Raw genomic sequence first — 24,363 nt, 5'->3', positions numbered from 1 at the left:
TACAAACGAAGAAAATGTCTCTACGATCGGAGGAAAATCTTCTCCATACGTAGAGGTTCTCATGATCAGAAGATGGTTCGCCCGGACGCTCGCGGCGCTCGCCGTCCTTCTTGGCGCCGCGCTGTTCGTCGCATACGCCTGGCAGCCCACCCCGGTTCGCTACGACTCCCCGTACCTCGCCGAGATCCAGTCGCAATACGTGGACACCCCGGTGGCCCGGTTCCACTACACCCGAACCGGTCAGGGTTCCCCGGTGATCCTCGTCGCCGGCGGCGGCCAATGGCTCTACTCCTACCGCCATCTCGTACCGGTCCTCGCCGAACGGCACACCGTGTACGCCGTCGACCTGCCCGGCCAGGGATACACCACGCTCACCGAACCCGGCTTCGGATACGACCTGGACGCCATGTCGGGGGCGCTCGGCGACTTCATGACCGCCGTCGGGCTGCGCCGGGCGAGTCTCGTCGGGCACTCCTGGGGCGGCAGCTGGTCGATGCGCCTCGCCCAGCGCGATCCCGACCGGGTCGACCGTCTCGTGCTGATCGGCTCGACCGGGCTCGACGTGCCGTCCAGCCCGGACTGGCGCCCGCTGGAGGTCCCCGTGCTCGGAGAGCTGATCGGCAAACTCATGCGCGAATCCGACGCGGCCACGATGCAGCGCAAGGCATTCGCCAACCCGATACCGGACGAGGTGGTCGCCGAGAACTGGGCCCCGATCAGCCGCCCGGAGAACCGCGAGGCCATGTGGACACTGCAGCGCAATCTCGACTTCTCGATCACCCAGGAGCACATGCCCCGGATGACCACACCCACGTTCATCCTCTGGGGCGCCGCCGACCGGTTCGACCACCCGTCGCAAGCCCCCGACATGGCCGGCCGCATTCCCGGTGCCACCTACCAGGTGCTGCCCGGCTGCGGGCACAACACCCACGAGGACTGCCCGGCCGAGGCCAACCCGCTCATCGCCGGCTTCCTGGCCCGTTGAGAAAACCGATCACACATCAGTCAATCGACAGAGGCGAACGGAATCACCATCTCCGTAGGGTCCGAAACCATGAGTACGAACAACCGGCCGGAGCCCTACTCCGGCATCATCATGGCGGTGCTGGCCATCGCGTTCAGCACCTGGGCACTGCTCACCGTGCCGCTCCAGGGCGCCTTCGTCCTCGTCGCCGCCAGCGCCCTGGCCTGGAGCGGCTGGGTCACCTTCAGCTATGCCCGCCCGGTCCGATCCCGCCGGGTGATCGCCGTGTACCTCTGTGCCGTCGGGTTCCAGCTCATCCACATGGCCGAGGAGTACACCGGCGGCTTCCCGCACGAGATCGTGGAGCTGTTCCAATCGCCGCGCGACTGGCCGGAGAACGAGTTCCTGCTCGTCTTCGTCTTCGGATTCGGCGCGCTCTACTTTTTCGCCGGAGCCGGGGCGCTCTATCAGATCCGCGTCGCCAACTTCTTCCTCTGGTGGTACGCCCTCGGTGCCGGCCTGCTCAACGGAATCGCACACTTCGTCTTTCCGATCATCAAGGGCGGCTACTTCCCCGGGCTCTACACGGCCGGTGGCCACCTCGCCATGAGCGGCCTGCTCATCTACTGCCTCATCCGCGAGAACCACGAGCTCAAGGCCGCGCAGCAACCGGCACGGCCCGAGACGGTCACGTCGCTCACCTGACCCGTGCGAACGGAGGAACACCGCATGTCCAAGACCGTCCTGATCACCGGCGCGTCCACCGGAATCGGCCGGGCCACCGCACTGCTGCTGGCGCGGGAAGGCTTCACCGTCTTCGCCGGTGTCCGCAAGGACGCCGACGCGGAGGCGCTCGGCGGGACCGTCACCCCGATCAAGCTCGACGTCACCGATACCGGACAGATCACGGCCGCGGCCCAGCGCATCGGAAGGCTCGACGCCCTGGTCAACAATGCCGGCATCGGCGTCACCGGGCCCCTCGAGCACATTCCGCTGGACGCCCTGCGCCGGCAGTACGAGGTCAACGTCTTCGGCCAGGTGGCCGTGACGCAGGCGATGTTGCCGATGCTGCGCGTCTCGCGGGGGCGAATCGTCACCGTCGGGTCCGTGGGCAGCTGGATCACCCTGCCGTTCGGCGGGCCGCTGTGTTCCTCCAAACACGCCATCCGCTCGCTCAACGACGCGCTGCGCATGGAGGTTCGACCCTGGGGAATCCGCGCGGTGCTCATTGAACCCGGGTCGATCCACAGCGACGCCGTCGACAAGCTGGAGGGCGAAGTCGAACCCCGCCTGGAATCGATCGGCCCCGAAGGCCGCCGCCTCTACGAGGCCGCCTACCGCACCATGACCAGCGCGGGCCTCAAGGAGGAACGCTCGGGATCCAGCCCCGACGTGGTCGCCCGGGCCGTGCTGCAGGCGCTCACCGCCCGCAAGCCCCGCGCCCGCTACCCCGTCGGCAAGAAGTCACGGCTGATGAGCACCCTCGGCCGGATCGTCCCTCAGCACACCCTCGACGCCCTTCGCCTGCGGGCGCTCGGCCTGTCCTGAACGGAGCACACCGTGACCCAGCTTGCGGGAGCCGACGCCATCGTTGCCCTCGACCCCCTGTTCGCCCGGCTCGCCGTCGACGCGGGCCACCATCTGTGGGGTCTGACCCACCTGACGGTACGGGAGAAGGCGTTCGTCTGCTTGACCGCGGACCTCTGCCACCCGCACCTGGACACCCCGCTCGCCATGCACGTCGAGATGGCTCTCACCCACGGCGTCGAGCCCGAGGCGATCCGGGAACTGTACCGGCATCTCGCACCCTACGTCGGCTACCCGATCCTCGTGTCCGCGTTCCAGCGCCTCAGCGAACTCGGCCTGCCCCCGGCACGGAACACCGGGCCGCTCGCTCCGGCACCCCCGGACGGGGCGCTGGCCCGCACCGTGGCCGACCTGGAGCGACTCGACCGCGGGCTGGCGGTGTTCACCGAGGACCAGATGGCTCAGCGGTGGGCCCGACCGCACATGAGCGTCCGGGAGCGGGCCATCGCCTGCCTGGTCGTGGATGTCTTCTACCAGACGCTGGGTGAGTCGTTACGGCTGCACGCGGAACTCGCCAGGGGCGCCGGCGCCACCGACGAAACCCTGCGTGACCTGCTGCGGGGAGTAGCGGAGTTCGGTCTGCCCCGAGCCTGGGCCGCCGCCCGCGCGCTCGGGCTGGGTGGCGACGTTCCGCAGTGACAGCGGGTTCGGCACGCTGCTCGCGATCGGTTTCATGCTCATGGTCGTGGCGACCAGATCCGCGACGGCGGCCGCTCTTCCTGATGATGCTGCCGGGCCGCAGGTCCGTCGGGCACGCCGCTGGCCGGCACCTCGAAGTCGGCGTCATCCGAAATCAGACCAGTAGTCACTTTGCGTAATCCTCCTCGCCCGGTGCGGTCAGCGAGGTGAGCCCACCGGGTTGTCCCTTATACCCGGCGAACAGGCGGAATCGGCTGTTCGGTGCCTCGTGAGGTGGTGAGGATGTCGCTCGGATCGAACCGCTCGCCGGCGCCGTGCGTAGTCAGGTTCTGTTCGGGTCCCGGTGACGGAAGGGTTGCTGTGAACACGGTGGTTCTGGTGTTCGATCGCACTGATGTCGGACTGCGTCACATCGCGGACACGTTCGGCGAAGCAGCCTTCGTCGCGGGGAAGGTGGCCACCGTGGAGCCGCCTGGCGGGCGGATGTACGTGTGCGCGATGGCCCCGATCGAGGAGTGGATCTTCGATGAGTGGCCGCCAGAGAGGATTCCCGCCAACCCGACGGCGTTCGTGGTCGACTATCGGGAGACGGAAGCCGTCGTGGACCTGGTCAAGGGCCTCGCGCCGCATTACGAATTCTGGATCGACAGCAATTTCGGCCGGGTCTATTCGCGCGACGAGTTCCTGTGTGTGGCCGCCGATCCAGCCCGGCAGTGGTGGAGGTACGACGACGAATCGCCGACCTGACCCTCGTCACGCCGCCGCGGCGCCCAGCACCGCTTCGGCGGTCAGCGCGACGGATTCGAGGCGGTCGGCGATCCGCGTCGACTGGTGAGCGACGATCAGCTCGTCGGCCTGCGCCTGCTCGGCGAACGAGGTGAGGTAGTCGCTGACCTCGGCCGGGGTGCCGACCGCCGTGTAGGTCAGCATCGCGGCGAGCTGCCGGCCGTTCGGGGTGGTCAGGAAGGCGTCGATCTCCTCGTCGGAGTAGTCGCCCTTGATCAGGCCCCGGACCAGGATGCGGCGGGTGACCTCGAACCGCTGCCGCGCCTCCTCGGACGAGGCGGCGGCCACCACGTTCACCCCGGCGATGACGTACGGTTCCGCCAGCTGGGCCGACGGGGTGAACTCGCTGCGGTAGAGCGCGACCGCCTCGTGCAGCAGGCCGGGGGAGAAGTGCGAGGCGAACGCGTACGGCAGACCGTACGCGGCGGCGAGGCGGGCGCCGAACAGCGACGAGCCGAGGATGTACAGCGGCACGTTCGTCCCCGCGCCCGGTGTGGCCCGTACGCCCTCGACCGGTGACTCGTCGCCGAGATAGCCCTGCAGTTCGCGGACGTCCTGCGGGAAGCTGTCCGCCGACATCGGGGAACGGCGCATCGCCCGCATGGTCACCTGGTCGCTTCCGGGGGCACGGCCCAGGCCCAGATCGATCCGGCCCGGGTAGAGCGAGGCCAGGGTGCCGAACTGCTCGGCGATCACCAGCGGGGAGTGGTTGGGCAGCATGATGCCGCCCGCACCGAGGCGGATCGTGGAGGTGTGGCCGGCCACGTGCCCGATCAGCAGGCTGGTGGCGCTCGAGGCGATCCGGGCCATGTTGTGGTGCTCGGCATACCAGACCCGCTCGTAGCCGTACCGTTCGGCGGCCTGCGCGAGGGCGACGGAGTTCGCGATGGCCTGCGCCACCGTTTCGCCGGGAGCGATCGGTGCGAGATCCAGAATCGAAAGGCGCAGTCCGGCCCGAGAGGTACGTGTCATACGCGCGGCAACATTCAGCTGGCGGCGATCGTTCCCGCCGGTGCGCCAGAACACAGCCACGCCGGGCCGGTAGCGCTGGGTGTCAGCGTTTGCCGAGTGGGGATTCAGTCGCCCGCGGGGACCTTCTTGAGGATCTCCTGCGCCTGCTTCACCACGTCGACGGCATTTTTCAGGTGTGCCGCCGCGGCGGCCAGGCGCGGGTTGTCCGTGACGCGGTCCAGGCGATCGGCGGCTCTGGTCAGTGCCGTGACGTGTTCCGCTAGCAGAATCTGCGAGCGAGCCACCGTGTTGAGGCATTTCTGAACAGCGGCCTCTGTGGTGGTGTCGTTGGTCGACCATTCGAGAGCGAGGTCGTCGAAGTAGGTGGAGCCTTTCGGGTCTGGGACGATTCCGGACGGTGACATGACCATCACGCTAGGTGCGGCTCTGCCTGCCGGTCCATGACGCCATCGTGGCGGCACAGTCCTGCCACGGAGTGGCCGGCTGGCGCACCGGTCCATCCGTCGACAAGGATCAACGGGCGTTCGTTCCGGGTCGGAGGAGGTCACGGTTCCATGCTGGTGCGGATCGCGGTGGCGGATCCCCTGCCCGTCTTCCGGCACGGCGTCGTCGAGATCCTGCGTGACGCCGGGTTCGAGTCGGAGACGCCGGACGATCTCTTGGCATGGGTACGAGACGAGCAGACCACCATCGTCATCCTCACCCTGCAGTCCGAAGCGGATTGGCGCATGCTCGAGGGACTTCGTCGTACCGCCGCCGATCTGGTGTTGGTGGCTCTTCTGGAACAGATGTCGGTGCCGGATTCGGTGCGTGCCTTGCGAGCCGGGGCGGCCTGCGTCATGGCGCGGGACGCCTCTCCGTCGGCATTCCGCGAGCGGTTCCGGGCGGTGGTGCGCGGCGAAAGTGTGGTGCCGGTCGAGGTGCTGCGTGAGCTGGCTGCCCCGGGGGCGGACATCACCGAGCCGAACGAGCCCTCGGCGGCCGAACGGGACTGGTTGCGCAACCTGGCACGAGGCACCACCGTAGGGCGGTTGGCAGCCGAAGCCGGCTACTCCGAGCGCATGATGTTCCGGCTGCTTCGCGATCTGTACACCCGGATCGGCGCGCAGGGCCGCACGGATGCGCTGATCACCGCGCAGCAGCATGGATGGCTCTGATCATCCGAGCAGAGCCTTGATCTCCGGCAACGGGTCGTCCTGGCAGCATGCGGTCAGCGCGGCGAAGAGTTCGCGTCGCCGGAACTTCGCGCCACCCAGGTCGAAGATGCTCTGGGCCGCCCGGTAGGCCGTGACCGCACCCTGCTCGCCCAGCTCCGGTCGCAGCAACGTGAGCCCGGCGAGCGCGAGGGCACGAACTCAGGAAGGCCGGGCACGTCCCGGTCGTCCTCGGCCGGCTCCGGAGCGGCCGACGGTGCTGGGCCGGCATTCTGATGCACATCGCCGTAATAGTTGTTGACTTGCGTCGTCCCGCTGCTGTTGAACTGGTTGATGTTGCCGGCACTGTTGCTGATCCCCGGGGTCGCATCGTCGCCGGATCCGCTGCTGAGACGCCACAACGGGATCGCTACGGTGACCCCGACAAGGGTCAGGACGATCACGGACGGCCAGGGATCTGTTTGGATCATCCGAAGAGGCCCGGGCCATTCGTCACTCTCGTCGCCCGTCGCGCTGTTGACCGCGATGGCGACTAAAGTGGTCAGGATGCCGGCGACAGCCACGAGGAGAGCGGCCGTAAGCGCCCGGAGCGGGCCCTTCGATTGCATCGCCACCTCCCGTGCAGCCACTGGGCACGCTCACGATGTCACGTCCCTGCCATTGATCGCCATCACGCTGTGCACCCGCACGCGCGCGTAGCGTCAGATGCGTGGGTCGCTCCTGGTTGTCCTCGGTACCGCCCGACTTCGGACAGCGGATCCCGCCCGCACACGGCATTGTGGGCCGTATGACCGAAGAGCCGACCGCTCAGGCCCGTGCCATTCTCGCCGCCAACCGATACGCGGTCCTCGGCACCGCCACCCCCGCCGGAGAACCCTGGGTAAGCCCCGTCTACTTCGTCAACCTGGAGATCAACAGGGTGTTGTGGCTCTCCCGCCCCTCCGCGCGGCACTCGGAGCTCATCGCCGAGAACCCCCGGATAGCGGTCACCGTCTTCGACTCGACGGTTCCGATGGGCGGAGCCACCGCCTTCTACGCCCGCGCCACCGCCGCACCCTGCCCGGACAGCGACCTCGCCCTCCACCTGCAGGTCTTCTCCACCCGGTCGGTCGCCGAAGGATTCCCCGCCTGGCGCCTGAACCAGGTCACCGGCGAGGCCCCGCTGCGCCTCTACCGTGCCGACATCACCGAGGCCTGGCTGCTCCCCGCCGACGACGGCCCCGAACGCCGCATCCCACTCCCGCTCTGACCCCTCAGGGCCGGGGTGACTCGGCCGCGGACGGGACGACGGCACGCGGTTGCCCGCCCGCGAACCACAAACCGATCGCGAACGCCGCCGTGGCCTCCAGGTGTCCGGCGCGGGCCAGCCCACGCCACCCGCTACGCCGACGCGGTCGTCGACACCCAGGAACGGTACGCGGCGCGTTCGACCCGACCGGCCGGATAGCGTCTCAACGGCGGCCCTGCCGGCTGGGCGCGGTGCGCCTCCCTCGTCAGTGGACCTCTACGATGGTCGATGCATGTCCGCCTGGGGAAGGCACGAAGCATGGCGCTGTTCGACGACGCGTACCCGGCGAATCCGCATCCGGCGCTGGCCGAGCTGCGGCAGGCCGGCCCGGCGCACCGGGTGACGTCTCCCGCCGGCATACCGTTCTGGCTGGTCACCCGCTGGGACGAGGCGCGCCGGGTGCTGACCGATCCGTCATTGTCCAAACAACAGCCCATGGACGGGCTGCCACCGCACCTGCGTTCGGCGCTGACCACGCAGATGCTGCTGCGCGACCCGCCGGATCACACCCGGCTGCGGCGGCTCGTCTCGGCCGGCTTCACCCCACGCCGCATCGAGGCGCTGCGGCCGGGGATCGAGCGGATCACCGACCGGCTGCTCGACGGGTTCGCCGCGGATGCCGAGGTGGACGTGATCGACCGGCTCGCCGTCCCGCTGCCGTTCGAGGTGATCTGCGAACTGCTCGGTATCCCGGCGGCCGAACGCGGGCCGTTCCGGGCCTGGTCCGACACGATCATCGTGGGCGGCGCCGACCTGGTGGAGGCCCTGTCGCAGAGCGTCGCCTACTTCCGTGACCTGCTCGACCGCAAACGCGCCCAGCCGGCGGACGATCTTCTCAGCGCGCTCGCCGGGATCGTCGACGACGGTGACCGGCTCAGCGACGACGAACTGGTCGGCATGGCGCTGCTGCTGGTGGTGGCCGGCCACGAGACCACGGCGAATCTGATCGGCAACGCGGTCCATCTGCTGAGCCGCAACCCGGAGCAGCGTTCCCGGTTGCGTGACGATCCGGGTCTGGCGCCGGCCGTGGTCGAGGAGGTGCTGCGGATGGCGAGTCCGTCGGCGACCAGCACCTACCGGGTCACCACCCGGCCGATCACGCTGGGGGACACCACCATCCCGGCCGGTGAGCAGGTGCTCGTCTCCCTGCTCGCGGTGAACCGCGACCCGCGACGGTTCGCCGACCCGGACACGTTCGACCCCGGCCGCGGCGACGGCGGGCATCTCGCCTTCGGTCACGGTATCCATTTCTGCCTGGGTGCGCCGCTGGCCCGGCTGGAGGCGCGGATCGCCGTGAGCCGGTTGTTCGCCCGCTACCCCGATGCCGCGGTCGCCGTGGCGCCGTCGGAGCTGCGGTGGCGTACCGGGGTGTTGATGCACGGCCTGCGATCGCTGCCGGTGCGGCTGCACGCCGCAGCCGCACGGTGAGGACGCGTGGATCGGTGTGCGCTCACCCCGTACCGTGGAGAACTGGATTTTGATCTTGTTTTTCGTCACGCGGTAGCCGGCGCAGGACGGCGTCGGCCACCTGATCGGCGGGCGGCGTGCCGTCGATGAACGTGGCGCCGGTCAGGGTGGCGAAGGTGATCAGCGCCTGGCCGACGTGGTCCTGTCGCCATCGCCGCGCCTTGACGTCGACCTCGTCCGCGTCGATCCGGGCGCGTAGCCGGTCCTCCGGAACCGTCAGGATGAATTCGTGGACCTCGATGCCGCGATCGCGGATGCCGTCCAGGATCTCGGCCCGGTAGGACGCGTTGAGCAGGCTCATCGGGGCGATCCACGGGTGTGGGTACTGCTCGGCGAGGCCGGTCATGGTCTCGATCACGAGGTGCCGCCAGAGTGGGAGATCCTGGAAATCGCCGGTCGGTGACGTGAGGAACGGCATCAGCATGTATCCGACGTATTCCGGATCGAACAGCTTCGCCCCGTCCAGCCTTTCGGCCAGCAGGCTCGCCGTCGTCGTCTTGCCGGCGCCGAACGCCCCGTTGATCCAGACAATCACGCCGTGATCGTGTCACCGCGCTGCAAGCGTTTCGAGCATCGTCCTGGACCCGGCGATCAGGACGAGAGTCTTGTGCGGATCTCGTTCAGGCGCTCGACCGGCGTGGGATGGGATAGATTCCCGGCGATTCCGCGAAGGAGCCTCGGGGAGCGCGGCGGGCATGCGTCCCGGAACGGGCGCCGTAGCTATGTCGGCGGTGTCCACTGGTAATGCGGCGCCGGTGACACCGACGTCGCGCGGCGCCCGGACGCGTCCCATGTGCCCGCCGACTATTCGCACGACCGGGCCGTCGTGCTCGTGGGTGATGCCGGACGGGACGGCGCCGGCCGGCATGCGCATGTGCGCGTCGTAGGCGGCCAGCAGAGCGGCGGTTTCGACCATGGCCACACCCTGCCAGATGTCGCCCTCCATCATGCGGCAGGCGGCGTGCCGACCGTCGTCGGTGCCGGCCGGCTGCCCGGCAGGGGGGTCATTCTTTCCAAAGCCGGTGCCAGGACTCGATGATCTGGTGCACGGTGGAGGCGTCGCTCGGCACGATCCGGTTTTGGATGTCGCTGCCGCGTTCGATGTCCAGGCGTACGTTGCTGCGCGTCCACTCGCCCTCGCGGGTGTACGTCTCCGCGTACAGGCCGCCACCGGTGGGCTCCCACTCGCGCAGGACTCCTACCGGTGTGTCGGTCGGGTCGTCGTCCCGTACCAGAAGGAAGAACTTGAAGTTGATCTTTTGCTCCCGCCGTTTCCGGATGCGGGCGGCCGCGCGAGGCGAGATGGACCGGAGCCGGTAGGGTGCCTCGCCGGCTTCGATGCGAGCCAGAAGCGTCGAGCGGACCCAGGCGGCATCCTCGTTGAGCTGGAGAGCAACGGACGACCCGTCGATCATCCGCAGCACGGTGACCGGATTCTTGACGTCGTGCCCGTCGTCGATGACGGCGAGATAGCGAACCATCAGACTCATGGGAGCCGGTATTTCGTGGCGCGCCCCGGGATGACGAACAGCGGCCCGGCCCGCCCGGTGGCGATGAGGTTCGGCAGGGTGTCCGGACGCTTGTTGCCGGTCGCGTCCGGAATCGCCACGGTCCGCCGGCCGGGCACGGTGTCGAGGCGTAACGAGTCGACGGCGCTGGTGGCGAGATCTGGTCGCATCAATTGACCTTAATAGACCTTTGCGGGGTACGGGGAACGCGCGGCCGATGGCATTCTGGGCGGCATGATTGATCTTGATGCCAAGGCGAATCTTCACCGCTATCTGCGGGAGGGGCGCGAGTCGTTGCTCGGGAAGCTGGACGGCCTGTCGGAGTACGACGTCCGGCGGCCGCTCGTGCCCACCGGGACGAACCTGCTCGGACTGGTCAAGCACGTCGCCGTGGTGACCGCCGCCTACTTCGGCGAGGTGTTCGGCCGGCCGTTCCCCGAGCCGCTGCTCAGCCTGGCCGAGGGCGCCGAACCCAACGTGGACATGTGGGCCGGCGCCGACGAGTCCCGCGACGACATCATCGCCCTGTGGCGGCGGGCCTGGGCCCACGCCGACGCCACGATCGAGGCGCTGCCGATCGACGCGCCCGGATCGGTCCGCTGGTGGGGCGACCCGGCGGTGACACTGCACCACGTTCTCGTACACATGCTTGCCGAGCTGAACCGCCATGCCGGCCACGCCGATCTCGTCCGCGAGCTGATCGACGGGCAGGTGGGCTGGCGGCGCCCCGGCGACAACGTCCACGAGGCCGACGAGGCGTGGTGGGCCGCCTACCGGGACCGGCTGGAGGCCACCGCGCGCTCCTTCGCCTGACCCGTCACTCGTCGCGCTTGACGCATGCCGTTATGGGAATATGATGGCTGCCATGGCACGAGCAGCGACGACGTCGGACGCGTTCAACGCCATCGCCGAGCCGCAGCGCCGGGACATCCTGGCGCTGCTGCGGGCGGGCGAGCGGCCGGTGACCGACCTGGCCCGGGAGCTGGGGATGAGCCAGCCGCGGGCGTCCAAGCACCTGCGAGTGCTCCGGGAGGTGGGGCTGGTGCGCGTCCGCGAGGTGGGCAAACAGCGCCTCTACGGCCTGGACGCCCGCGGGTTGCGGCCGATCCACGACTGGGTGGGCGGATTCGAACAGTTCTGGACCGGCGGTTTCGACCGGCTGGAAACGTACGTGCGGGAGCTCAAGCAGACACGGCAGGAGGACTGACTGATGGCGGCAGAAGAGCGGGAGATCGTGATCTCCCGGGTCATCGACGCCCCACGGGAGCTGGTGTTCGAGGCGTTCACCGAGGTCCGCCACCTGTCCCGGTGGTGGGGACCGGAGGGGTTCAGCACCACCACGCGGTCCTTCACGTTCCGCGAGGGCGAGGTGTGGGACTTCGTGATGCACGGGCCGGACGGCACCGACTACTCCGAATGGATCACCTGGACCGAGATCGTCGCGCCGGAGCGGATCGCGCTGCTGCACGGGGAGTTCCGCGACGACCCGAACGCGTTCACGTCGGTTCTGACCTTCACGCCGGACGGCGCGGCGACCCGGATCGAGATGCGCACGGTGTTCCCCACGAAGCAGTCGCGCGACGAGGCGGTCGAGAAATACCACGCTGTCGAGGGCGGCCGGCAGACGCTGGGCAACCTGTCGGCGTACGTCGTCGGGGTTCTGCTGAAGGAAGGGCAGAGCTGATGGCCGGAAAGGTGTTCTTCAGCGTGTCGATGTCGCTGGACGGCTTCGTCGCACCCGAACCCCCGTCCGTCGGCGACTTCCTCACGCCCGCCCGGCAGGACGACCCGGACGTGCGGCGCTGGATGAAACAGTGGGGGGAGTTGCAGCAGTGGATGTTCCCGCTGCGGTTCTTCCGGGAGAACCTGAAGCTGGGCGAGGGCGGCGAGGAAGGACGCGACGACGAGATCGCGCGGGAGACGTACGAGCGCATCGGCGCGAACGTCATGGGCAGGCGCATGTTCGATCTCGGCGAGCAGTCATGGCCGGAGGAGGCGCCCTTCCACACGCCGGTCTTCGTCGTGACGCACACCGGGCGTGAGCCGTGGGAGCGGCCCGGCGGCACCACCTTCCACTTCGTCACCGACGGCATCAAGACCGCGCTCGACCGGGCCCGCGAGGCCGCCGGCAGCCGGGACGTCCGCATCTGCGGCGGCGGAGAGACGATCCTGCAGTACCTGAACGCCGGCCTGGTCGACGAGTTCACGATCGCGCTGGCGCCCGTGCTGCTCGGCGCCGGCACCCGCCTGTTCGACGGCGTCGACGCCTCCCGGATCCGGCTGGAGCCGGTCCGCTCCGAGCCGTCACCGCGGGTCACGCACCTGACCTACGCCGTCCACCCTCGCTGACCTTCGGTGACGGTGGTGCTCATTCGCCCAGCAGGCCGGTGAGGACCCGCGACACCGTGTCCTCGAAACGGGGCGCCGGTGTCGGCGGGCCGCCGGCCAGCGCCGCCGTCAGGTGGGGGTGCCGTCCCGCCGCGATCGCGTGGGCCAGGTAGGCGCCCTGCCGCTGCGGGGCGCCCGAGCTCGCGTTGAGTTCGTTCAGCGTGAGGGCGGCGGTGAGCGTGGTCATCACGGCGAACGCCTCCAGCTTGCGGCCCGCGCCCGCCGGGTGCGCGGCGAGGATCGCCAGCACGTGTTCCAGCAGCTCGGTGGAGTGCGGGCCGAGCGCCGAGCGGGTGAGCAGCAGTTCCGGCAGCCAAGGGTGCCGCAGCATCACCGCGCGGCCCTGCCGGTACACCTCCAGCAGCGCCGGCAGCCACGGGCCGCCCGGCTCGGGCAGTCGGTACTCGGTGGCCATCTCGTCGGTCATCAGGTCGAGCAGGTCGTCCCGGCTGTCCACATAGCGGTAGAGCGAGGCCGGGCCGGTGCCCAGTTCGGCGGCGACGCGGCGCATCGACACGGCGGCCAGGCCCTCCCGGTCGGCCAGGGCGATCGCCGCGGCGGTCACCTCCGCGCGGGATCGTTCGGCGGGCCGGCCCACTCCGGTACGCCGTTCTCGAAGCCACACCGGCACCGTCTCCATGCCGCCCCTCTCCTTGTTGTCCCCACCCTATCGTTCCGAGTACATTGTTCGCGAACACTGTTCCCGAAAGAGTGAGGCGACGATGACCAGGACTCCGTACACCGCACACAACGGCGACGTACGCCTCGCGGTCGACGACCTCGGCGGCGCCGGCGGCGAGCCGCTGCTGCTGCTCATGGGCCTCGGCGTCTCCCGCCTCTGGTGGCCCGACGGCCTGGTCGCCGCACTGATCGACGCCGGGTTCAGCGTCGTCTCGTTCGACGGCCGCGACGCCGGCGGCTCCACCCATTTCGACGACACGCCCGCCGGCAACCCGCTGACCGCCCTGCTGCGCCGCCGCCCGCCCGCCTACACCGCCGAGGACATGGCCGACGACACGGTCGCCGTCCTCGACGCGCTCGGCTGGCAGCGCGCCCACCTCTTCGGCATCTCCCAGGGCGGCCTGGTCGCCCAGCGCACCGCGCTACGCCACCCCGACCGGGTGCACACCCTGACCTCGTACGCCGCCGTGCCCAGCGACGCTCGCGGCGCCGCCGTCCTGCGCTACGTGCGGCTGCCGTTCCTGGCACGCCTGACCCGGATGCGCCACTCCGCCGGGCGCGACGGCGACATCGCTGCCGGCCTCGACCTGCTGCGGGCGGTCGCCTCGCCCGGCTACCCGTTCGACGAGCAGGACGCCCGCCTCCGCGTCGAACGCGAACTCGACGCCGGACTGCCCAGCGGCGTCCGCGACAGCCGTGCCCAGGCCCGGCAGACCGGCGCCAGCTGGCACGGCCCGCGCCTGCGTGACCTCCGCGTCCCCACCCTCGTGCTGCACGGCGAGCGGGATCCGCTGATCCGCCCCGCCGCCGGCCGCCGCATCGCCGCATCGGTGCCGAACGCCCGCTACGTCGAACTGCCCGGCGCCGGCCACGACCTACCCCGGGAGATCTGGCCCACCGTGGCCCGCGAGATCCGGGCCCACGCCGACGAGGCCTCCGGGACCATTCGGGTACGCGGGCCGCGCGCCGAAGCGCAGGAACACGAGGCGCTGACGCGGGTGCGCCCGCGGTGACGCCCTGATCACCGGCCGGCGGGGTCGGGGACGCCGTACCGTGCGTTCAGGACCTGCATCGCGGCGCCCGCCGCGATCGTGCCGGCGCCGAGACCGGCCAGGGTGACCTCGACGGACAGCCAGTCGGCGCGGGGGACCTGGGTGCGGACCGCGTGCTCGACGGCCCGGCGGTAGACGTCGCCGTGCTCCAGCAGGTCGGCCCCGGCGAGGACGATGTGTCCCAGGTCGAGGGTCTGCAACAGGTTGACCACGCCGACGCCGATGACGGCCGCGGCCGCCGCCGGATCACCGGCCCGGTCGTGGACGGCCTCCAGGCAGCCCCGGCGGCCGCACACGCACGGCGGGCCGTCGAGCTGGACGACGGTGTGCCCGAACTCCCCGGCGTTGGTGTGCGCGCCGCGATGGGCGGAGCCGCCGAGCCAGAGCCCGGCGCCGACGCCGCTCTCCACCATGATCAGGGCGGCGTCGCGGAATCCGGCGCCGCGGCGCCACGCCTCGGCGGTCACGCCGGCGGTGACGTCCTTGTCGACGTGGACCGGCAGGCCGAGCCGTTCGGTGGCGAGGGCGGCCAGGGGGATGTCGTGCCAGTGGCGGAGCCGGTGCGCGTCGCGAACGGTGCCGGTGGCCTGGTCGAGCGGCCCGATCATGCCGATGCCGACGCCGGCCAGCCGCCGGGACGGGGGCCCGGGGGAGGCGAGCAGCGCGGTGACTCCGGCGGACAGTTCGCTCAGCAACTGATCCGGGGTGAAGTCGGGTGGCAGGGCGGTCGTGGCGCCGGCCCGGACGGTGCCGGCCAGGTCGGTCAGGGCCAGGCGCAGGGCGCGGCGGGTGACGTGCGCGCCGATCGCCCACCGGCTGTCCGGGACGAGCTGGTAGACGGCGGCCGGTTTGCCCATCGCGGCCCGCCGCACGCCGGCCGGTGCGATCAGGCCCTCCTCCAGCAGCCGGGCGATGACCTTGGAGACGGCCTGCGGGGTCAGGCCGGTGATCTCGGCGACCGTGCCGCGTTCGATGGTCGGCCGGCTGCGGGCCAGGGCGATGACCTGGGCCTCGTGGTAGTCGCGGAGGAAGGCGAGGTGCACGGGCTCACACTACAACTAACGCAACAGCGTTGCTAAAGTCCGGGCCATGAACGACAAACGCAACAGCGTTGCAGAACTCGACGCTGTGGCTCCCCACCCCGGCACCCACCGCCGCTGGCCGGCCCTGCTCGCCCTCGCCTTCGGCGCCGTCGCCATCGGCCTCACCGAGTTCGTCCCCGCCGGCCTGCTGCCCGAGATCGCCCACGACCTGCTCGGCGCCGAATACACCCGGTCCCCGTCCGACGCCGTCGCGCACGCCGGCTGGATGGTCACCGCGTACGCCCTCGGGGTCGTCGTCGGCGCGCCCCTGATCGCCGCCGCGACCGCCCGGGTGCCGCGCCGGCGGCTGGTCCTCGCCCTGCTCGTGCTCTTCGTGGCCGGCACCGTCGCGTCCGCGCTCGCCCCCGGATTCACCCTCGTCCTGGTCGCCCGGTTCGTGGCCGGGCTGCCGCACGGCGCCTACTTCGGCGCCGCCGGCCTGCTGGCCGCCAAACTCATGGGCCCCGGCAGCGAGGGCCGCGGCTTCGCCGTCGTGCTCAGCGGCCTGACCATCGCCAACGTGGTCGGCGTGCCGGCCGTCACCTGGCTCGGCCAGCAGGCCGGCTGGCGGACCGCCTACCTGCTCATCGCCGGAGTCTTCGCCCTCGCGCTGCTGGCCGTGGCCGCCACCGTGCCGGACGCGCCCGCCGCCGACGGTTCCCCCGCCGCCGAACTGCGCTCGCTGCGCCACCCGCTGGTCTGGCTGACCGCCGCGACCGCCGCCATCGGCTTCGCCGGCTTCTTCGCCGTCAACAGCTACATCGCCCCGGTCACCACCGAGGTCACCGGCCTGTCCACCGGCGCCGTGCCGTGGGTGCTGGTCGCCATGGGTCTGGGCATGACCGTCGGCAACGCGCTCGGCGGCTGGTACGCCGACCGTGACCTGCACCGCGCCACCCTGCTCGGCTTCACCGCGATGATCGCCACCGCGGTGCTCTTCGCCCTGACCGCCGGGACCACGGCCGGCCTGTTCACCGGCGCCTTCCTGATCGGCGCGACCAGCCTCTTCCTCGGCCCCGCCCTGCAGTCCCGGCTGATCACGGTCGCGCCCGGGGCACAGTTGATGGGTGCGGCGGTCAACCAGTCCGCCATGAACGTCGCCAACAGTCTCGGCGCGGCCCTCGGCGGCGCGGTCATCGCCGCGGGTCTCGGCTACCGCGCCCCCGCCTGGGCCGGCGTCGCCCTCGGTCTGGCCGGTCTCGCTCTGGCCGCTGCCGGATTCGCGCTGGACCGGCGGCGGGCCGTCTGAAAGATTCCGTTCCGATGGTGTCGTATCAAGGGGCCGCCGTTCGTGGAATGGGTGTACGGCGTCCGCCGGACCGGTAGCAGAGGGAGACGACCATGCCGGAATACCTGATCAGCTTCAACGACGAGTGGGTGCCGCACCACACCGAGGATCAGATCCGCGCGAAGAGCGAGGCGGTCCGCCCCGTGCTCGACGAGATGCTGGCCGAGGGGGTGCTGATCTTCAGCAACGGCGGCCTCGACCGGTCCACCGTGGTGTGCAGCGTCGAGGCCGTCGACGGCCAGGCCGTCTTCACCGACGGGCCGTTCGCCGAGACCAAGGAGCACCTCGGCGGATTCGTCGCCGTGGACGTCCCCGACGACGCGACGGCCCGGTACTGGGCCGGCCGGCTCGCGACCGCGCTCGAGTGGCCGCAGGAGGTGCACCGGTTCCGCGGTCCCGGCGCCGACCGTTCCGGCTATCTCGACAAGAAGTGAGCGCCGGCGCCACCGAGCAGGCGATCGTCCGCGCCCACCGTCAGGAGTGGGCGCGGCTGGTCGCCGGCCTCGCCCGCCGTTTCGGTGATCCCCACCCCGCGGGGGGGGGGGCGGCGGTGGGGGGCGCGGCCGCCGCCCGGGGGGGCCCCCGCGACGGCGTACCGCCGAATCCCGGCGGGTGGCTCGCCACCACCGCGTCCCGCAAGGCGATCGACTGGCTGCGGCGCGAGGCCCAGCGCGACGCCCGACACCAGGCGGCCCTCATCGTGTACGACGACAGCGCACCCGAACCCACCGGCCCCGTCGAGGACGACCGGCTCCGGCTCGTCTTCACCTGCTGCCACCCGGCGCTCGCCATGGACGCCCGGGTGGCGCTCACCCTGCGCCTGCTCGGCGGCCTCACTGTCGCCGAGATCGCCCGCGCCTTCCTGGTCCGCGAGACCACGATGGCGCAACGGATCACCCGCGCCAAGACGAAGATCAGGGCGGCCGGCATCCCCTACCGGGTGCCGTCGGCCGGCGACATCCGCGAGCGGCTCGCCGGCGTGCTCGCGGTCGTCTACCTCGTCTTCAACGAGGGCTATCTCGCCGGTGAGGGCGACGACCCGGTCCGCGCCGACCTCACCGACGAGGCGATCCGCCTCGGCCGGCTGCTGCGCGACCTGCTGCCCGGCGACGGCGAGGTGACCGGGCTGCTCGCCCTGATGCTGTTCACCGATGCCCGGCGCCCGGCCCGGGTGTCCGCGACCGGGGAACTGGTGACCCTCGCCGACCAGGACCGCGGCCTCTGGGACCGCCACCTCATCGCCGAGGGCGCCGCGCTGGTCCGGGAGCGGATCGCGGCGGTGGCGGCCGGCGGCCCACCGGCCGGGCGCTACCAGCTCCTGGCCGCGATCAACGCCGTGCACACCGAGGCCCGGTCGGCCCGGGACACCCGCTGGACGACGATCGTCGCCCTGTACGACCGGATGCTGCGGCTCGACCCGTCACCGATCGTGCGGCTGAACCGGGCGGTCGCGGTCGCCGAGGTCGACGGCCCGGCCGCCGGGCTCGCCGAGATCGACCGGCTCGCCGGTGTCCTCGACGGCTACCACGCCTTCCACGCCGCCCGCGCCGAGCTGCTGCGGCGCCTCGGCGACCGGGCCGCGGCGGCCGCCTACGACCGGGCCGTCGCCCTCACCGGCAACGCCGCCGAGCGGGCCTACCTCATCCGCCGCCGCGACCAGGGCCGGCCAGATGGGCCGCCAACCGATCACGGAGCTCGGTGAGACGGTCGATCTCGGCGTTCATGGTCGCCACCCGGCGCGCGGCGACACCGCCGGGGTTCGCGCAGGCGCCGGGCTCCCCGTACCCCGGAAGGTCTTCGCTCTCGACCAGATCCAGGCGGTCGGCGCAATCGCGCAGATCGGCGACGGTCAGACCCAGCGACAGCAACCGGCGGATCACCCGCAGCCGTGCGACGTCGCGCGCCCCGTAGACCCGCTGGCCGGTGCCGCTGCGCCGCGGCGGTGGCAGCAGGCCGTTGGCCTCGTAGAACCGCAGCGCCCGGGGTGTGGTGCCGGCCGCCGCCGCGGCGTCGCCGATGCGCATGGAACCTCCTGCCGGCAGGCGTCAGACGGCCACCACCATGGTGCCGAGGTGACGCCCGGTCAGCACGTCGTGCAGCGCCTGCGGGGCCGCCTCGATGCCGTCGACCCGGTGGTACGGGAACGTGATGACACCGTCGCGCAGCCACCCGGCGAACCGGCTGATCCACTCGGCGTGAATCCGGTCGTCGCCATGCGCACTGTAACCGGTCATCGACACCTGCCGGAGGATCAGCCGGTAGGTGTCGATCTCCACCGGGGCCTCGCCGCCGTTGCCGGCCGGATCCAGTTGCCCGGACAACGCCCCGACCAGCGCCACCCGCGCCCCCGGATTGGCCAGATCGAGCGCAGCCCGCAGATCCGCGCCACCGACGTTGTCGAAGACCACGTCGATGCCGCCGGGCGCCGCCTTCGCCAGCTGGTCGGCGATCGGGGTCTCGCCGCGCACCACGACCGCGTCGTAGCCCGGCATCCGAGCGGCCTTCCACGCCGATCCGGTGCTGCCGATCACCCGTGCCGCGCCCAGCAGCCGCGCGATCTGCCCGGCCATCGAGCCGACCGACCCGGCGCCACCCGAGACGAACACCGTGTCACCGGGCCGGACCGCCGCGGCCCGGGTCAGCGCCCCGTACGCGGTCGTCCCCTGGGCGAGATGGGCGACCGGATCCGGCAGCTCGGCACCGGCCGGGCGCCACCGGCCGGGTGGCAGCACCGCGTACGTGCGCCAGCCGAGCATGTGCTGGACCAGGTCACCGGGGCGCAGGCCGCTGTCCGCGGGCGCCGTCACGACCGCACCGACCGCGGGGCCGAACAGCGTGTCGCCGACCCGCAACGGCGGCATCGGCGCGCCCTGGACGCCGCCGAGCAGCGTGCGCAGCGCGGCGAAGACCGTGAAGAACCGGTTGCGCACCAGCACCTCGCCCGCTGCGGCGCTCGGCACCGGCGCCGGGACGACGGTCAGGTCGGCCGGCTGCGGCAGGCCTCGGGGGAGGGTGGCGACTTTCACCTCGTACGACATCATCCGGACTCCTTCGACTGCTGGAGTCCGGACGGTAGACCCTGACCCGCGCGTCAAAGGCAAGCCCGGACAGCCGGGCCGCAATACCCTAGGGGGGTACGGGTACTGTTGCCTTCGTGGACGACAAGGAGAACGTGATGGCTGTCAAGACCTACACCGTGACCGGCATGACCTGCTCACACTGCGTCAACTCGGTGACCGGGGAGGTCGGCCGGATCCCCGGCGTCACCGACGTCCAGGTCGACCTGACCTCTGGCGCGGTCACCGTCACCAGCGACCGGCCCGTCGACGACACCGCGGTGGCCGCGGCCGTCGACGAGGCCGGTTACGAACTGGCGAGCCAGCCGTGAACGACGGCGGCGCTCCCCCCCCCCGACCGGTGCGGGACAGCGCCGCCGCTGTCAGGCCAGGCGCCTGACGACGTAGTTCGAACTCCAGATCTTCTGCTTGCTCACCGTCTTACCGGTCCGCGGCGCCGACCACATCTTGCCGTCGCCCGCGTAGATGCCGGCGTGGATGCCGTACGAGCCCCTGCGGATGATGATGAGGTCACCGGGACGGGCGTTGGCCTTGCTGACCGCCTTGCCGTACTTCTGCTGCAGGTTCGCCTTGTGCGGCAGCTTCTTGCCGGCCGTCTTCTTGTAGACGTAGAGCGTGAAGCCCGAGCAGTCGAAACGATTCGGGCCGACGGCGCCGAACAGGTAGCGCTTGCCCTTGTGCCGGGCCGCCTCGGTCACGACCCGCGTGCCGATCGCCTGCGCCGCGGTCACCACCCGGGTGCCGGTCGCGGCCTCGACGGTGACGGTACGGGTGACCGTCACGTTCGTCCGGACGGCGGCGACGCTCGGCGCCTGTGGGGCGGCGGAGACGGCCCGCGGTGTGGCGAGGGCTCCGGTGAGAAGACCGAGACCCACGGACAGGGCGATGGTGCCGGCGCTCAGGGTACGGATGCGCTGGCTCGAAGTGCGTACGTGCACGGTGAAGGAATCCCTCCGGCACGCCTGCGAGGTTAGCTGTCGGGTTCGGGCGGGAAGGATGCCCGGCCGCGGATGGCGGCTTCACCCCGAGATCCATCACCTGGCGGCGCTGGATCGATATGTGGGTCCCCCGTCCCTGCCCCCGATTGCCTCATGACTCGCCAAGTGGCTCGTGTCGCCGGACCGGGGCAGGGCTCGGCGTGGTCCGTGCTGACACGACCGGCGAGCAGGTGCCCGCCGCCCCTCCTTGATATCCCAGGTCCCGGGCCCGTCAATCCGCCACGGCATCGGCGGACGTCGATCACCCCGGCGAGCGGCGTCCCGGTTGCAGAACGGGTGCGAAGTTTTCCGACACGCTGCGTCGACGGGTGGTGACACCCCGGTGATGATCTTGTGTGAAACTGATCACGATAAATCCGGATCGTCCTTCCGGCCGCCTCGCCGGCGGTCATCCGCTCCGCCGAGGTGAGGCCGCCGAACCGGCTCACCGGGCATGGCCGGGTGGCCGAATGCCGTCACCCGCGGGTCGGGTCGCCAACGCCCGGGCGCTCACCGCACCCGCCTCCTCGGCCTTCGCGTCAAGATCCCTCCGGCCGGTTGCGGTCGCGGCGGCGGGCACGTCCGGGTCTCCGTGACTCCCGCTTTTCACGATCGATTTCGTACGCCGGAAGCGCTCGCAGACGACGCCGGGCGAGGTCCGATCGCGGCAACCATTCGGAAACCGGCAAACACCGATTCTGTGATCGTCGCGTCCGGCGCCCCGTCGAAGTGAATGGCGAGCCCGCAAACAGCGGGCAGCACATTTCCGAAAGGGTCTGCTCTTGCGCCAGCTTCTTCGCCGCTTCGCTGTGACCGCCCTCCTCGCCCCGGTCGCCGCCGTCGGCGCAACCACGATGATCGCGAACCCGGCCGAGGCTGCTGCGGCGAAGCCCGGCCCGACCCAGCCCGGCTACGAGCAGTACGGCTCCTGGTACGGCAACTACGACTCGGGCCGGTACGGCTCCGGGAACTACGACTCGGGCCGGTACGGCTCCGGCAACTACGACTCCGGCCGTTACGGCTCCTGGAACCCCGACCGTTTCCAGCGCCCGTCGCAGCCGGCTCCGACCACGCCCGCCCCGAGCCGCCCGGCCCCGAGCCAGCCCGCGCCGACGACGCCCGCCCCGGGCAACACCACGCCGGCGAAGTCGAACGAGCAGGCCCTGCAGGACGAGATCAACCGTCTGATCAACGTCGAGCGTGGCAAGAACGGCTGCTCCGCCCTGACCGTCAACGCGCAGCTCACCAAGGCCGCCCGTGACCACAGCGCCTGGATGGCCCAGACCGGCACGTTCTCGCACACCGGCAGCGGCGGGTCCAGCTTCGTCGACCGCGCCAAGGCGGCCGGCTACACCCAGCCGTCGGCCGAGAACATCGCCTACGGCTACCGCACCGCCGCCGAGGTGGTCAACGGCTGGATGAACAGCTCCGGCCACCGCGCCAACATCGTCAACTGCAAGTCCAAGACCGTCGGTGTCGGCGTGGTCTTCAAGGCCGACGGCACCCCGTACTACACCCAGGACTTCGGTTACTGACGCTCGACGCCTGATGCCCCAGCCGCCCCGCGCGGCTGGGGCATCTCGCTTCAGTGCCCCGGCGGACCCGTTCGGTAGGGTGATCCACTATGGAGCACCGTCGCCTCGGTCGTAGTGGCCTCTACGTCAGCGAGATCACGTACGGCAACTGGCTGACCCATGGCGAGCTGGTGGCGCGGGATGCCGCGCTCGCCTGCATCCAGGCCGCGCTGGACGCCGGAATCACCACCTTCGACACCGCCGACGTGTACGCCCAGGGCGCGGCCGAACAGGTTCTCGGCGACGCGCTGCGCACGGTCCGGCGGTCGTCGGTCGAGATCGCCACGAAGGTCTGCCTGCCGACCGGTGACGGCCCCAACGATCGCGGGCTGTCCCGCAAGCACATCATGGAGTCGTGTCACGCCTCGCTGCGGCGGCTCGGCACCGACTACGTCGACCTCTACCAGGCGCACCGGTTCGACGAGCGCACCCCGCTCGAGGAGTCCCTGATCGCCTTCGACGATCTGGTACGCCAGGGCAAGGTGCTCTACCTGGGCGTCTCGGAGTGGACCGCCCCGCAGATCGAGGCCGCACTGCGAATCGCCGCCGACCTCGGGCTGCGCAGCCGGATCGTCGCCAACCAGCCGCAGTACAACATGCTGTGGCGGGTGATCGAGCCGCAGGTGCTGCCGCTGTGCGAACGCGAAGGCATCGGGCAGGTGGTCTTCCAGCCGCTCGCCCAGGGTGTGCTCACCGGCAAGTACCAGCCGGGTCGGCCGCTGCCGGAGAACTCCCGCGCCACCAGCGGCGGGCGGGCGCCCCGGTTCATCAGCCGGGTGCTCGGCCCGGTGCTGCTCGAACGCGTGCAGCGGCTGCGCCCGCTCGCCGAGGAGGCCGGCCTCTCGATGGCGCAGCTGGCCGTCGCCTGGACCCTGCAACGCGGCAGTGTCAGCTCGGCGATCATCGGCGCCTCCCGGCCCGGGCAGGTCACCGAGAACGCCCTCGCCGCCGGGGTCCGGCTGCCCGCCGAGCTGCTGGCGAGGATCGACGAGGTGCTGGACGACCTGATCGACCGCGACCCCACCAAGACCGCCCAGATGATGTCCGTCAAGCCCGAATGGAACCGCCCGGCATCCTGACCGTCTCCGTCGTCCGGTAACCCACATCCGCCCAGGTCATGAGAGGCCGCGGCTCCGGCCGCCGGTATCATCCGGCGACAGTTCGAGTCCTGGAGCGTTGATGACCTACCCTTCGCCGCCCGGTGAACCGCTTCCCCCGCCCGTCGACCCCTACGAGACGCCGCAGCACACCGCGCCGCTCTACGAACAGCCCGGCTACGGAAACCCGGGCTACCGCCCGCTCGACCACGGATATTCCGGCGTCCCGGCGGCCCCGTCTCAGTCCGAGGGACAATCGCGAACGGTCGCGATCACCCTGTTGTCGGCGGCGATCGCGTTCGTCGTACTCGTCGGTGGTGGCATCGTCTTCTATCTGGTCGGTGAGAAGTTCTCCCAGAACGAGAAGGCGACTCCCGGGCCGAGCGAAACGGCGAAGACCGACATCAGCATCCGTGAACCGGGCACGCTGAACGGCCATTCCAAAATCGAGGCCGCCGAACTGTCCTCGCTCACCACGGACCTGGCGAAGGAACTGGAAGGCTATCCCGGCGCCGCGAACGCGTTCGGAGCCTTCTACGGGTCCCTGGCCGACAAGAAGATGATCGGCGTCCTCGCGGCCGAGGTCGACATCGACGACCCGCAGCGCATGCTCGACACCATGTTCCAGTCGTTCAGCAGTTCATAAGGCGGGAACCCCGGCCGTTCACGGCCGGGAGGAACGCCGTCACCCACCTGGACGTTTCTGGTTTTCGATGTATTCGCGGACGACCGCGAGTGGTGCGCCGCCGCACGATCCGGCGAAGTATGACGGCGACCAGAGG

At 70.7% G+C, this 24,363-nt stretch carries 33 protein-coding genes and 1 riboswitch; of the genes, 20 read left to right on the top strand and 13 right to left on the bottom strand.

Annotation, left to right across the window (positions count from 1 at the left end; all coding sequences use genetic code 11):
* Positions 1-61: 61 nt before the first annotated feature.
* The 5 genes from J5X75_RS34520 to J5X75_RS34500 all read left to right on the top strand — a co-directional run bounded on the left by J5X75_RS34520 (position 62) and on the right by J5X75_RS34500 (position 3,937).
* A complete protein-coding gene (locus J5X75_RS34520) occupies positions 62-985 on the top strand; it encodes an alpha/beta fold hydrolase (protein WP_208471833.1) in 924 nt (307 codons plus the stop codon).
* Between the two features lie 69 nt (positions 986-1,054).
* A complete protein-coding gene (locus tag J5X75_RS34515; protein WP_208471832.1) occupies positions 1,055-1,669 on the top strand; it encodes an HXXEE domain-containing protein in 615 nt (204 codons plus the stop codon).
* 24 nt (positions 1,670-1,693) lie between these two features.
* Entirely contained in the window at positions 1,694-2,512 is an 819-nt protein-coding gene (locus tag J5X75_RS34510) for an SDR family oxidoreductase (RefSeq protein WP_208471831.1), read from the top strand.
* Positions 2,513-2,524: 12 nt separating this feature from the next.
* Positions 2,525-3,190 carry a carboxymuconolactone decarboxylase family protein gene (locus J5X75_RS34505; RefSeq protein ID WP_208471830.1) on the top strand — a complete coding sequence of 222 codons (666 nt, stop codon included), beginning with the start codon at positions 2,525-2,527 and terminating at the stop codon, positions 3,188-3,190.
* Between the two features lie 360 nt (positions 3,191-3,550).
* Positions 3,551-3,937 (top strand): hypothetical protein, encoded by a 387-nt coding sequence (locus J5X75_RS34500; protein WP_208471829.1) that lies wholly within the window; start codon positions 3,551-3,553, stop codon positions 3,935-3,937.
* A 6-nt stretch (positions 3,938-3,943) separates the two neighbouring features.
* On the opposite strand, the gene J5X75_RS34495 is transcribed toward J5X75_RS34500, so the two are convergent.
* Positions 3,944-4,948 carry an LLM class flavin-dependent oxidoreductase gene (locus tag J5X75_RS34495; RefSeq protein WP_208471828.1) on the bottom strand — a complete coding sequence of 335 codons (1,005 nt, stop codon included), beginning with the start codon at positions 4,946-4,948 and terminating at the stop codon, positions 3,944-3,946.
* Between the two features lie 104 nt (positions 4,949-5,052).
* Positions 5,053-5,352: a hypothetical protein gene (locus J5X75_RS34490; protein ID WP_208471827.1), complete on the bottom strand. Its 300-nt coding sequence runs from the start codon at positions 5,350-5,352 to the stop codon at positions 5,053-5,055.
* 150 nt (positions 5,353-5,502) lie between these two features.
* On the opposite strand from J5X75_RS34490, the gene J5X75_RS34485 reads away from it, so the two are divergent.
* Complete coding sequence (locus J5X75_RS34485; RefSeq protein WP_208471826.1) at positions 5,503-6,105, top strand: helix-turn-helix domain-containing protein; 603 nt, start codon at positions 5,503-5,505, stop codon at positions 6,103-6,105.
* Here the strand turns inward: J5X75_RS34485 and J5X75_RS34480 are convergent, their stop codons facing one another.
* Complete coding sequence (locus J5X75_RS34480) at positions 6,106-6,273, bottom strand: hypothetical protein (protein ID WP_208471825.1); 168 nt, start codon at positions 6,271-6,273, stop codon at positions 6,106-6,108.
* Between the two features lie 616 nt (positions 6,274-6,889).
* Between J5X75_RS34480 and J5X75_RS34475 the strand changes: the two genes are divergently transcribed.
* Both J5X75_RS34475 and J5X75_RS34470 read left to right on the top strand, forming a co-directional pair.
* The gene (locus J5X75_RS34475) at positions 6,890-7,351 is read left to right on the top strand and encodes a pyridoxamine 5'-phosphate oxidase family protein (protein WP_208471824.1); all 462 of its coding nucleotides are present in this window, start codon (positions 6,890-6,892) and stop codon (positions 7,349-7,351) included.
* Between the two features lie 297 nt (positions 7,352-7,648).
* On the top strand, positions 7,649-8,818 hold the full coding sequence (locus J5X75_RS34470; protein WP_238490478.1) for a cytochrome P450 family protein: 1,170 nt from the start codon (positions 7,649-7,651) through the stop codon (positions 8,816-8,818).
* 22 nt (positions 8,819-8,840) lie between these two features.
* Here the strand turns inward: J5X75_RS34470 and J5X75_RS34465 are convergent, their stop codons facing one another.
* The 4 genes from J5X75_RS34465 to J5X75_RS34450 all read right to left on the bottom strand — a co-directional run bounded on the left by J5X75_RS34465 (position 8,841) and on the right by J5X75_RS34450 (position 10,535).
* On the bottom strand, positions 8,841-9,392 hold the full coding sequence (locus J5X75_RS34465) for a P-loop nucleotide/nucleoside kinase family protein (protein WP_208471822.1): 552 nt from the start codon (positions 9,390-9,392) through the stop codon (positions 8,841-8,843).
* Between the two features lie 12 nt (positions 9,393-9,404).
* Entirely contained in the window at positions 9,405-9,773 is a 369-nt protein-coding gene (locus tag J5X75_RS44870; RefSeq protein WP_238490477.1) for a hypothetical protein, read from the bottom strand.
* 88 nt (positions 9,774-9,861) lie between these two features.
* A complete protein-coding gene (locus tag J5X75_RS34455) occupies positions 9,862-10,338 on the bottom strand; it encodes a hypothetical protein (protein WP_208471821.1) in 477 nt (158 codons plus the stop codon).
* A 5-nt stretch (positions 10,339-10,343) separates the two neighbouring features.
* Positions 10,344-10,535: a hypothetical protein gene (locus J5X75_RS34450; protein ID WP_208471945.1), complete on the bottom strand. Its 192-nt coding sequence runs from the start codon at positions 10,533-10,535 to the stop codon at positions 10,344-10,346.
* A gap of 64 nt (positions 10,536-10,599) precedes the next feature.
* Between J5X75_RS34450 and J5X75_RS34445 the strand changes: the two genes are divergently transcribed.
* From J5X75_RS34445 to J5X75_RS34430, 4 genes are read left to right on the top strand one after another with little or no spacing between them, the layout of a single operon-like run.
* The gene (locus J5X75_RS34445; protein ID WP_208471820.1) at positions 10,600-11,178 is read left to right on the top strand and encodes a DinB family protein; all 579 of its coding nucleotides are present in this window, start codon (positions 10,600-10,602) and stop codon (positions 11,176-11,178) included.
* A 52-nt stretch (positions 11,179-11,230) separates the two neighbouring features.
* Complete coding sequence (locus tag J5X75_RS34440) at positions 11,231-11,572, top strand: ArsR/SmtB family transcription factor (protein ID WP_208471819.1); 342 nt, start codon at positions 11,231-11,233, stop codon at positions 11,570-11,572.
* Positions 11,573-11,575: 3 nt separating this feature from the next.
* Positions 11,576-12,049 (top strand): SRPBCC family protein, encoded by a 474-nt coding sequence (locus J5X75_RS34435; protein ID WP_208471818.1) that lies wholly within the window; start codon positions 11,576-11,578, stop codon positions 12,047-12,049.
* The gene (locus J5X75_RS34430; RefSeq protein ID WP_208471817.1) at positions 12,049-12,714 is read left to right on the top strand and encodes a dihydrofolate reductase family protein; all 666 of its coding nucleotides are present in this window, start codon (positions 12,049-12,051) and stop codon (positions 12,712-12,714) included. Before J5X75_RS34435 ends, J5X75_RS34430 begins: the two co-directional genes overlap by 1 nt.
* A 19-nt stretch (positions 12,715-12,733) precedes the next feature.
* On the opposite strand, the gene J5X75_RS34425 is transcribed toward J5X75_RS34430, so the two are convergent.
* Positions 12,734-13,393 carry a TetR/AcrR family transcriptional regulator gene (locus J5X75_RS34425; RefSeq protein ID WP_208471816.1) on the bottom strand — a complete coding sequence of 220 codons (660 nt, stop codon included), beginning with the start codon at positions 13,391-13,393 and terminating at the stop codon, positions 12,734-12,736.
* Positions 13,394-13,475: 82 nt separating this feature from the next.
* Between J5X75_RS34425 and J5X75_RS34420 the strand changes: the two genes are divergently transcribed.
* A complete protein-coding gene (locus J5X75_RS34420) occupies positions 13,476-14,447 on the top strand; it encodes an alpha/beta fold hydrolase (protein WP_208471815.1) in 972 nt (323 codons plus the stop codon).
* Between the two features lie 8 nt (positions 14,448-14,455).
* Here the strand turns inward: J5X75_RS34420 and J5X75_RS34415 are convergent, their stop codons facing one another.
* Positions 14,456-15,529: an ROK family transcriptional regulator gene (locus tag J5X75_RS34415; protein WP_208471814.1), complete on the bottom strand. Its 1,074-nt coding sequence runs from the start codon at positions 15,527-15,529 to the stop codon at positions 14,456-14,458.
* Positions 15,530-15,575: 46 nt separating this feature from the next.
* On the opposite strand from J5X75_RS34415, the gene J5X75_RS34410 reads away from it, so the two are divergent.
* The 3 genes from J5X75_RS34410 (at position 15,576) to J5X75_RS34400 (ending at position 18,558) form a co-directional block, all read left to right on the top strand.
* Positions 15,576-16,817 carry an MFS transporter gene (locus tag J5X75_RS34410; RefSeq protein WP_208471813.1) on the top strand — a complete coding sequence of 414 codons (1,242 nt, stop codon included), beginning with the start codon at positions 15,576-15,578 and terminating at the stop codon, positions 16,815-16,817.
* A 92-nt stretch (positions 16,818-16,909) separates the two neighbouring features.
* Positions 16,910-17,290 (top strand): YciI family protein, encoded by a 381-nt coding sequence (locus tag J5X75_RS34405; protein ID WP_208471812.1) that lies wholly within the window; start codon positions 16,910-16,912, stop codon positions 17,288-17,290.
* Positions 17,287-18,558: an RNA polymerase sigma factor gene (locus J5X75_RS34400; protein ID WP_208471811.1), complete on the top strand. Its 1,272-nt coding sequence runs from the start codon at positions 17,287-17,289 to the stop codon at positions 18,556-18,558. The genes J5X75_RS34405 and J5X75_RS34400 overlap by 4 nt, the downstream gene beginning before the upstream one ends.
* On the opposite strand, the gene J5X75_RS34395 is transcribed toward J5X75_RS34400, so the two are convergent.
* Entirely contained in the window at positions 18,497-18,880 is a 384-nt protein-coding gene (locus J5X75_RS34395; RefSeq protein WP_208471810.1) for a MerR family transcriptional regulator, read from the bottom strand. The two genes, J5X75_RS34400 and J5X75_RS34395, sit on opposite strands and share 62 nt — an antisense overlap.
* Before the next feature lie 21 nt (positions 18,881-18,901).
* Positions 18,902-19,897, bottom strand: a complete 996-nt coding sequence (locus J5X75_RS34390; RefSeq protein WP_208471809.1) for an MDR family NADP-dependent oxidoreductase — start codon at positions 19,895-19,897, stop codon at positions 18,902-18,904.
* A gap of 134 nt (positions 19,898-20,031) precedes the next feature.
* Here J5X75_RS34390 and J5X75_RS34385 point away from each other — a divergent pair, with 134 nt between their 5' ends.
* A complete protein-coding gene (locus J5X75_RS34385) occupies positions 20,032-20,244 on the top strand; it encodes a heavy-metal-associated domain-containing protein (protein ID WP_208471934.1) in 213 nt (70 codons plus the stop codon).
* 51 nt (positions 20,245-20,295) lie between these two features.
* On the opposite strand, the gene J5X75_RS34380 is transcribed toward J5X75_RS34385, so the two are convergent.
* On the bottom strand, positions 20,296-20,871 hold the full coding sequence (locus J5X75_RS34380) for a C40 family peptidase (protein WP_208471808.1): 576 nt from the start codon (positions 20,869-20,871) through the stop codon (positions 20,296-20,298).
* A gap of 6 nt (positions 20,872-20,877) precedes the next feature.
* A riboswitch (cyclic di-AMP (ydaO/yuaA leader) is annotated at positions 20,878-21,045 on the bottom strand.
* Between the two features lie 647 nt (positions 21,046-21,692).
* Between J5X75_RS34380 and J5X75_RS34375 the strand changes: the two genes are divergently transcribed.
* From J5X75_RS34375 to J5X75_RS34365, 3 genes are all read left to right on the top strand, one after another.
* A complete protein-coding gene (locus tag J5X75_RS34375) occupies positions 21,693-22,445 on the top strand; it encodes a CAP domain-containing protein (RefSeq protein ID WP_238490476.1) in 753 nt (250 codons plus the stop codon).
* A gap of 89 nt (positions 22,446-22,534) precedes the next feature.
* Entirely contained in the window at positions 22,535-23,563 is a 1,029-nt protein-coding gene (locus J5X75_RS34370) for an aldo/keto reductase family protein (protein WP_208471807.1), read from the top strand.
* A gap of 100 nt (positions 23,564-23,663) precedes the next feature.
* A complete protein-coding gene (locus J5X75_RS34365; RefSeq protein WP_208471806.1) occupies positions 23,664-24,227 on the top strand; it encodes a hypothetical protein in 564 nt (187 codons plus the stop codon).
* Between the two features lie 39 nt (positions 24,228-24,266).
* Here J5X75_RS34365 and J5X75_RS34360 read toward each other — a convergent pair.
* Positions 24,267-24,363 (bottom strand): transposase (locus tag J5X75_RS34360; protein ID WP_208467988.1); only part of this gene is annotated, 97 nt, incomplete at its 5' end.

It is taken from the genome of Actinoplanes flavus (genome assembly GCF_017592555.1).
Taxonomy (GTDB): Bacteria; Actinomycetota; Actinomycetes; order Mycobacteriales; family Micromonosporaceae; genus Actinoplanes; species Actinoplanes flavus.
This window is presented reverse-complemented; position numbering and strand designations above follow the sequence as displayed.

Coding starts and splice junctions, on each gene's coding strand:
- J5X75_RS34395 (WP_208471810.1), bottom strand. CDS start 18,880: ATGCGCATCGGCGACGCCGCGGCGGCGGCCGGCACCACACCCCGGGCG.
- J5X75_RS34515 (WP_208471832.1), top strand. CDS start 1,055: ATGAGTACGAACAACCGGCCGGAGCCCTACTCCGGCATCATCATGGCG.
- J5X75_RS34450 (WP_208471945.1), bottom strand. CDS start 10,535: ATGCGACCAGATCTCGCCACCAGCGCCGTCGACTCGTTACGCCTCGAC.
- J5X75_RS34430 (WP_208471817.1), top strand. CDS start 12,049: ATGGCCGGAAAGGTGTTCTTCAGCGTGTCGATGTCGCTGGACGGCTTC.
- J5X75_RS34405 (WP_208471812.1), top strand. CDS start 16,910: ATGCCGGAATACCTGATCAGCTTCAACGACGAGTGGGTGCCGCACCAC.
- J5X75_RS34445 (WP_208471820.1), top strand. CDS start 10,600: ATGATTGATCTTGATGCCAAGGCGAATCTTCACCGCTATCTGCGGGAG.
- J5X75_RS34475 (WP_208471824.1), top strand. CDS start 6,890: ATGACCGAAGAGCCGACCGCTCAGGCCCGTGCCATTCTCGCCGCCAAC.
- J5X75_RS34440 (WP_208471819.1), top strand. CDS start 11,231: ATGGCACGAGCAGCGACGACGTCGGACGCGTTCAACGCCATCGCCGAG.
- J5X75_RS34470 (WP_238490478.1), top strand. CDS start 7,649: ATGGCGCTGTTCGACGACGCGTACCCGGCGAATCCGCATCCGGCGCTG.
- J5X75_RS34455 (WP_208471821.1), bottom strand. CDS start 10,338: ATGGTTCGCTATCTCGCCGTCATCGACGACGGGCACGACGTCAAGAAT.
- J5X75_RS34385 (WP_208471934.1), top strand. CDS start 20,032: ATGGCTGTCAAGACCTACACCGTGACCGGCATGACCTGCTCACACTGC.
- J5X75_RS34520 (WP_208471833.1), top strand. CDS start 62: ATGATCAGAAGATGGTTCGCCCGGACGCTCGCGGCGCTCGCCGTCCTT.
- J5X75_RS34420 (WP_208471815.1), top strand. CDS start 13,476: ATGACCAGGACTCCGTACACCGCACACAACGGCGACGTACGCCTCGCG.
- J5X75_RS34390 (WP_208471809.1), bottom strand. CDS start 19,897: ATGATGTCGTACGAGGTGAAAGTCGCCACCCTCCCCCGAGGCCTGCCG.
- J5X75_RS34495 (WP_208471828.1), bottom strand. CDS start 4,948: ATGACACGTACCTCTCGGGCCGGACTGCGCCTTTCGATTCTGGATCTC.
- J5X75_RS34485 (WP_208471826.1), top strand. CDS start 5,503: ATGCTGGTGCGGATCGCGGTGGCGGATCCCCTGCCCGTCTTCCGGCAC.
- J5X75_RS34425 (WP_208471816.1), bottom strand. CDS start 13,393: ATGGAGACGGTGCCGGTGTGGCTTCGAGAACGGCGTACCGGAGTGGGC.
- J5X75_RS34510 (WP_208471831.1), top strand. CDS start 1,694: ATGTCCAAGACCGTCCTGATCACCGGCGCGTCCACCGGAATCGGCCGG.
- J5X75_RS34435 (WP_208471818.1), top strand. CDS start 11,576: ATGGCGGCAGAAGAGCGGGAGATCGTGATCTCCCGGGTCATCGACGCC.
- J5X75_RS34490 (WP_208471827.1), bottom strand. CDS start 5,352: ATGTCACCGTCCGGAATCGTCCCAGACCCGAAAGGCTCCACCTACTTC.
- J5X75_RS44870 (WP_238490477.1), bottom strand. CDS start 9,773: ATGGTCGAAACCGCCGCTCTGCTGGCCGCCTACGACGCGCACATGCGC.
- J5X75_RS34365 (WP_208471806.1), top strand. CDS start 23,664: ATGACCTACCCTTCGCCGCCCGGTGAACCGCTTCCCCCGCCCGTCGAC.
- J5X75_RS34410 (WP_208471813.1), top strand. CDS start 15,576: ATGAACGACAAACGCAACAGCGTTGCAGAACTCGACGCTGTGGCTCCC.
- J5X75_RS34370 (WP_208471807.1), top strand. CDS start 22,535: ATGGAGCACCGTCGCCTCGGTCGTAGTGGCCTCTACGTCAGCGAGATC.